The 6,600-nt window shown below is 31.7% G+C and carries 6 protein-coding genes; 1 reads left to right on the top strand and 5 read right to left on the bottom strand.

Features of this window, described 5'->3' with window-relative positions; genetic code table 11:
- Positions 1–305 (top strand): hypothetical protein (locus ACH2AZ_RS12285; RefSeq protein WP_394908073.1); only part of this gene is annotated, 305 nt, incomplete at its 5' end.
- 477 nt (positions 306–782) lie between these two features.
- Here the strand turns inward: ACH2AZ_RS12285 and ACH2AZ_RS12280 are convergent.
- The 5 genes from ACH2AZ_RS12280 to ACH2AZ_RS12260 form a co-directional block, all read right to left on the bottom strand.
- Positions 783–1,484 carry a hypothetical protein gene (locus tag ACH2AZ_RS12280; protein ID WP_394908072.1) on the bottom strand — a complete coding sequence of 234 codons (702 nt, stop codon included), beginning with the start codon at positions 1,482–1,484 and terminating at the stop codon, positions 783–785.
- 222 nt (positions 1,485–1,706) lie between these two features.
- A complete protein-coding gene (creD, locus tag ACH2AZ_RS12275) occupies positions 1,707–3,026 on the bottom strand; it encodes a cell envelope integrity protein CreD (RefSeq protein WP_379046383.1) in 1,320 nt (439 codons plus the stop codon).
- A 221-nt stretch (positions 3,027–3,247) separates the two neighbouring features.
- On the bottom strand, positions 3,248–3,829 hold the full coding sequence (locus tag ACH2AZ_RS12270; RefSeq protein ID WP_394908074.1) for a DUF1287 domain-containing protein: 582 nt from the start codon (positions 3,827–3,829) through the stop codon (positions 3,248–3,250).
- 154 nt (positions 3,830–3,983) lie between these two features.
- Complete coding sequence (locus tag ACH2AZ_RS12265; protein ID WP_394908071.1) at positions 3,984–5,471, bottom strand: DUF5018 domain-containing protein; 1,488 nt, start codon at positions 5,469–5,471, stop codon at positions 3,984–3,986.
- Between the two features lie 202 nt (positions 5,472–5,673).
- Positions 5,674–6,108 (bottom strand): hypothetical protein, encoded by a 435-nt coding sequence (locus ACH2AZ_RS12260; protein WP_394908070.1) that lies wholly within the window; start codon positions 6,106–6,108, stop codon positions 5,674–5,676.
- Positions 6,109–6,600: the final 492 nt, after the last annotated feature.

Below are 6,600 nucleotides of genomic sequence, written 5' to 3'. Positions count from 1 at the left end.
ACTCTGATGGACCTACCATCATCTTATTTACAGCATTCAACCGTTTTATTGCCTTGGTTGATTCTTGGCACACTATGATTTCGTTGCGGAAAAATACGCAGGATTTATTCCGTTGTAACTCAAAGATAGAAAAAAGGATGGAATTTTCGGTAGAAAATTCCGCCGCAATGAATTATAGCCGTTGTTGGCTAAAGTACCGACACGCTCTGCTTGGCACGCTCTGTTATGCCGTTCGTACAATTTTTTCCACTTTGCTCTTTTTCCGTCCCCTTTTTTTATTCAGCAATGCGCTGATTTATTTTTAAAACGTAGATTTTAATATCTTTTTTTCGTTTTCTTCAAATTTTTGATTCGACCTTAATTCCGCTTAATTTTTAAATTCGCTTTTTACTATTTTGAAAGATATTGTTTTATTCAGCTTTCTTGTCAGCGTTGTGGTTTTCATTCGGCGTAATACTTTTCAATTCCGCTGATTTCTTTTTAAGTCAGTTATTTCTTTTAAGAACTAATTTTTGTTTTTTACTTCATCTTTTCAAGCAATCGTATTCATTATTATTCCGCTTTGCTTTTCATTCCGAGGTATTTTTGCCAACTCGTTATATCAACCCAAATATACACTTTTAAAACAATTTCTTTATTGGATAAAGTGTAACTAAGTTATTGGGAAGTAAATAAGATAGAGTCATCATTAACCTGTCGAGTTGACTTGGTTTAAAAAGCAAGAAGAACGCGATTCAATTGCCCAGCAGCGGGGGGAAGGTTTAGTTATTGGCACTAGTTTTTTAATTATTGAAATCAACTATGTAATCCAAAGTTTTTCCTGCATCGATAAATAGCGTATCGTTTTCTCTCGTTGTTATATCGTTAATTTTACGTACAATTTCAATAACCACTGGTTGATTTCCTGCTGTTTCCAATAATTGATTGCTGTCAAACTCGTTTGTCCAACCTCTTATATTGCCATCGATAGATTGAGAAAAACCTGAGGGTCGTGGATATTCAAAATTTGTCCAAAGTCGGTCACTACCTTGGATGTCGTCAAGATTTAATAGAGTTAAATTCACAAAAGCTTTCTTAACAATATTATGGTTCCGAACAACCAAAGTATCCCGAACAGATGGAATTGATGGCATTCCATTCAAATCTGAACGAAGAAATTCATTTTCATTAAGTCTATCAAATCTCATTCTATGAATTCCGCTTTCTAATTCGTCGTCTCGCATAAAGAAACTTATACTAAAGTCGCCATTTGAGTCAGTTCTTGCAGTCGCTTTTGTTCTTACTGTTCCGAATCCTAAGCTTGTATTGTCCCAGACAACAGTAATTTTCTGATTTGTTATTGGTGTAGTTCCATCATCAGTCATCAATTTTCCGACTATTTCAGTACAATCTGCTTCACAGTTTTGACTTATTAAATCATCTTCCTTTTCGCAACTTTGAAATGCAAAAGCAATTATTATCAATATTATTAAACTCTTTTTCATAGACGTTTTTCATAATTGTAGGCAACTCGTTATATCAAATCAAATTTACATTTTTAATACAATTTTGTACTAGATACAGTGCATCAAAGTTATTGGATCGTAATTAAAATAGGTTTACCTTAACCTGTCGAAGCTATCTTGGTTTATAGGGCTATGAGAACGTGACGCAAGCTGTACCAGACATACAAAGGCTTAGTTCTTGTGGTGTTGTTTTTATTCTAATTATTCCTTGCCAAGTTTAATATCATACCAATCAATTTTTCTAGAAAAATACATCACGATACCCAAAATGACAAACATTCCAAGACTTCCAATCAATAGAGCATAATCTTCTAATTGGATAATTGTAAAGATAAAAGTATACATAATAAGTAAAATACTAAAAATGAAGAATCCAATTTGTTTTGATCTTAATATTGCCATTGTATATAGTGAAATTAATGTAAGCGTTAAAACAGTGGCTAAAATATAAGAAAGATTGAATTTTATATGTTCACTAAAAGATAATAATAGGGTATAAAAAACAATCAATGCTATACCTACCAATAGATATTGTATTGGGTGAATAAAAACTTTTTTCATAATTTCTACAAAAAAGAATGTCATATAAGTTAAAACTAAAAGCAAAATCGCATATTTGGCAACGCGATAAGACTTTTTGTAATTATCAACAGGTAATAGCAAGTCAGTCCCAAAAGAACTTTTTTCGATTTGATATTTACTACCTGTCCATTCTTGCGGAAAGTTTCTGTTTAAATGAAGAATGTTCCAATTTGAAGTAAATCCTTGATCAGAAACGGTTCGTTCGTCAGGTAAATAAGTTCCAGTAAAACTAGGAGTGTTCCAATCTGAAGAAATATTAACATCTGTAGTTTTGCCTACAGGTGTGAAGTATAGGTATTGACTACCTTTTAAGTCGATTTCAGTTGTAAATTCATAATTAACAATGCTGTCCTTACGCAATGGTACTAATGCATTTATTCCACTTGAAACAATTTGTTTATTAGATGTACCAGAATTAAAAGAAATATTCTTATTATTCCACTTTAGAGATACTTGCTTCTCTATTCCCTTTAAATCGTTAATTCCAAAGTTCAGTGAAGCCTTATCGAAATGAATATTGGCCTTTTCGATATCAAATTGTTTAAAATTAATATTATTGAAATTTCCATTAATTTTTAATTTAGATTCATATACCACTACTTCATAAATTCCTCTATATCTTTTTTCTGGTTTTATCTCCCCACGTATATCTAAATTTTCTGGTAAAAAATGTGCCCATTCTTTGACTTTTACTATTTCATTAATAGAATCTTTTTTATTGAACCGCTTTACATATCGATCGTAAGGGATTGAAATAAATGGCCCCGTAATTGTTTGACCGCTTCCCCACTTTAAGCTAACTTCATCAATTGCATTAGTTTGAACATCTTCTCTTTCATCAATTAAATCTTTAACCATCGAAGTCGGAATTAACAAGATTAGGATTAAAAAAATAATGACTCCAATTTTAAAAAAAATATTTGATTTGAGTTTTTCCATAGTCTGTATTTATTTTATTCTGTTAAATTTTTTGTGTCTATTGTCCTGTAAAATTAAATTTTAAAGATGAGGAAACGGGTTTGAAAAACCGTCAGTCACGGTTTTAAAGTTAATAATTTTCGGATAAGTACAGACGTCAGCAATTCCGAGTAGATTCGGACGTAGTCTCCCGACGGCTCGGGACGCCTTAATTGCGGTTATACATTTTAAGTACATGTAATCTAAATTTTATATCTATAGTGTCCGATTATTTTATAGTCAAATAAACAGTCTTCTAAAACTTGTCCGTCACCAATGTTATGAACTATTAAATTCCGCTTTGCGTCTTTTGATTTTTTATCTACCACGATTCCAATATGAGTTTTAGATCCACCTAAACTCCAACAAACAATATCTCCAGGTTTATAATCGATTGCTTTTTTAGATATAGATTTTTCGGCACCTTTTCGTTTAAAAAAAGTCATTAAATTCGGAACTCTCCGATGGTCAATATTTTTGTCGGTTGATTTAAGTCCCCAAATTTTTGGATAAGAACTAAAGTTTACCTTCATATCCTCGTGCACTTCTTTTTGCAAGTCAATTCCAATTTTTCGGTAAGCACGAATTACAACGTCAGTACAAACACCTTTGTCATTCGGAACATCTCCGTTAGGATAATCAATTGAAAAGTAGCTCGGGTCATAAGTTACCTTTTGTTTTGTCAACTCAAGTGCACAGTCGGATAAATCATTTTTCTCAACCGTTGTTTGTGAAAAGCAGAGCTTAAAACATAAAAATAATGTTATTAAAAGTAATTTTTTCATATTGAGGGTAAGATGTTTGGTTATGGTTTCGTTGCGTGGTTTAACACGTAATTTAGCAAATAAAACCGAAAAGAAAATCCGTAAATCTTGACGCATCGGAATTTTGAAGTAGGCAATAAATGGCAATTACTTAAAGCTATTGTTGTGAGTAATTTTAAATAAAATCAACAACTATTGTTTCTCCATATCTGCCGTTATAATATATAATTATTGGTGTTGGATAAGGAGATGGTTGTCCTACCCAAGAAGGAAACATATTATAATTGACATTAAGAGGAAGTGTTAACTCTGTTCCATCAGTATTTATTGAAACATAAGACGAATTGTAATGATAGATTATAACATTATGAGCGGCAATTCTAATTCCTGGTAATAAATTCTGACCCGTTAGTATTAATGTGTCGTTATAGCTATAGCTTGTTTGATTAGCGGATATAATAACTGGAACGTTATCGGATACTATATCAACATCAAAATTGGATATTGATTTCACTTGTCCATTAACTACATACTTCAATTTATAATTGTTGGCTGTAACAACATTTGCAGGAAATTCAATTTGAAAAAATGAAAATAAATTGTCATTACCCGTGTTTGTATTATAATTATTAAAATTAAGTTCGTAACTGTTAGCTGTATTTTCTAAAATAATTTTTGAGTTAGGCAGTGATAAATCCACGTTTGCGGTTCTTACATACGGAGTTGCATTACTATAATATTTTGTGGCAATATTACTTGTATTATTTGCACTGTTTATCCCAATAAAAGATATCCATTTTGTTTTGACAGTATATATATTAGAACTTTGATTTGCTGCTGTGACAGTGTATTGAACATCATTCATGAAATTTTGTAGTTCACTGCTATCGGGAGAAATTGTTGCGCCGTCGGATATTGAAATAATGGGAGATATATTTGTTGGATCCTTGTAAGTATCAATATCGATGGTCTTTGTAGAATGGTCTATTATACCATCAAATATTTCGCCATCTATATTAAACTGAAAGCTTAAAATCTTTTTTTCGTCAGATAAAGGAGTGTTATTAGTAATAACGGTATAAGTTGCTTGTTCTCCATTTTGAGCTGTTACCGTATATTGAACATTCTGACTAAAATCTTGTTCAGATGTTTGGCTAGGGAAAATTGTTGCATTTTGAGAAAATTCAATTTCAGGAATTAGAGAACTATTTGATTCCAATCCTATTGCTTCAATTGTTATGGTATTATTAGACTCATTTATCACTCCAGAGAAAGTTGTTTTATCTGGGGTTATTTTAAAAGAAGTTATTTTGTTATCGGAGCTATTAACCATAACAGTGTAAATGGCCTCATTACCATTTTCAGCAGTAACGGTATATTGTACATTCTGACTAAAATTTTGAGCAGTAGAAAATGAAGGAGAAATTGAAGCATTATTTGATATCTCAATTATTGGTGTGATTGAATTAGACAAATCTAAATCACTTGTGGTAACTCTTATAATTTTGGAAGAGTGGTCAATAGCCCCATTAAATTGTTCTCCATTTTCAGTAATTTTGAATGATATAATTTTATTTTCAGAACTTAATTTTGGTTCATCGTCTTTTGAACAACTAATAAGCAGTAAGCTAAATAGTATTATTAAAGTTGCTTTGATTCTCATTTTTTTATTTTAAAAGTTTTTGTTTTTCAATTATTGATGGGCATAATTACACCCAGCGGTAAAGTATAACCGTCAGTGACGGGTAAGTATACGTTAATTTTCGGTTAGGCACTGATGTTAGCAATTCCGAGTGGATTCGGACGTAGTCTCCCGACGGTTCGGGACGCCGTAATTGCGGTTATAAGTTGTTGGCACACGTTTTTTACTTCGTTTTAATATTTCTATTCAGCCAGTTCTTTGCAAAGAGTTTCTTTTTTTCAGTCAGAAGTTCTTTCAGCGATACCTTTTCAAAATATGTACAGCCGGAACAAATAGAAACTAATTCGTCGGATTGTTTTATTTCCGCAATTAGATTTTTTTCAGTTTCATTTAGATTGTATTTATTTAGTTCAGCAAGTTGCTCAAGACTAATAACTGCCAAATATCTTTCCGCAGTATTGTCAGAAGTCAGAAGTTTTGCAATCGAATTATATTTTTTATTATTCAGTTTTGTAGTTACTTTTTTTACAGTTTTAGATGGTTGTCCAGCAAAATAACAAGCAAATCCAACCATTTCATTTTTGTCCACGTTATCTTGAGCGTTCATTCCGCTTAAAATTCCAATTAGAAATAATGTGGTTAATGTTTTAGTCCTCATTTTTGTCAAATGTGTGGCAACTCGTTATTTCAAGCCAAATATATACTTTTAATACCATTTTTTACTGAATAAAGTGCAACTAGATTATTGGGATGTAAATAAGATAGGATCATCATTAACCAGTCAAGGGAGATTTAGTTTATAAGCTACAAGGAGCGCAATGAAATAAATTGTTTCATGAGCCTTATACATTAATCCAATTCGTAGGTACTATAACAATCTGGAGGCATGCCTTAAAATTAAAGACCTACTATTTTACCATTTCTTTAAAGATACATTTTTGATACATTTTTGATACATTTTGATAAAGGAAATGAATAAGTCTTGTAAGGAATGTAAAGCAATTTAGAAAAAAGATTTTCCTCAGTAAGGAATCGTTGCTCAAATGAATCCAACAGGCTACCGCCTGAAATTAGATTTTTTATTTTTATGCCCTTTAAAGCTGGGCTTTAGGGCTATCTTTAACTGGATTAACTGCGTTGATCCTCAGTA

This window comes from uncultured Mesonia sp., assembly GCA_947499595.1.
Classification (GTDB): domain Bacteria; phylum Bacteroidota; class Bacteroidia; order Flavobacteriales; family Flavobacteriaceae; genus Mesonia; species Mesonia sediminis.
This window is presented reverse-complemented; position numbering and strand designations above follow the sequence as displayed.

What these genes read in the sequence shown, in the direction of transcription:
- ACH2AZ_RS12280 (WP_394908072.1), bottom strand. Translation starts at nt 1,484, where the DNA reads ATGAAAAAGAGTTTAATAATATTGATAATAATTGCTTTTGCATTTCAA.
- creD (WP_379046383.1), bottom strand. Translation starts at nt 3,026, where the DNA reads ATGGAAAAACTCAAATCAAATATTTTTTTTAAAATTGGAGTCATTATT.
- ACH2AZ_RS12270 (WP_394908074.1), bottom strand. Translation starts at nt 3,829, where the DNA reads ATGAAAAAATTACTTTTAATAACATTATTTTTATGTTTTAAGCTCTGC.
- ACH2AZ_RS12265 (WP_394908071.1), bottom strand. Translation starts at nt 5,471, where the DNA reads ATGAGAATCAAAGCAACTTTAATAATACTATTTAGCTTACTGCTTATT.
- ACH2AZ_RS12260 (WP_394908070.1), bottom strand. Translation starts at nt 6,108, where the DNA reads ATGAGGACTAAAACATTAACCACATTATTTCTAATTGGAATTTTAAGC.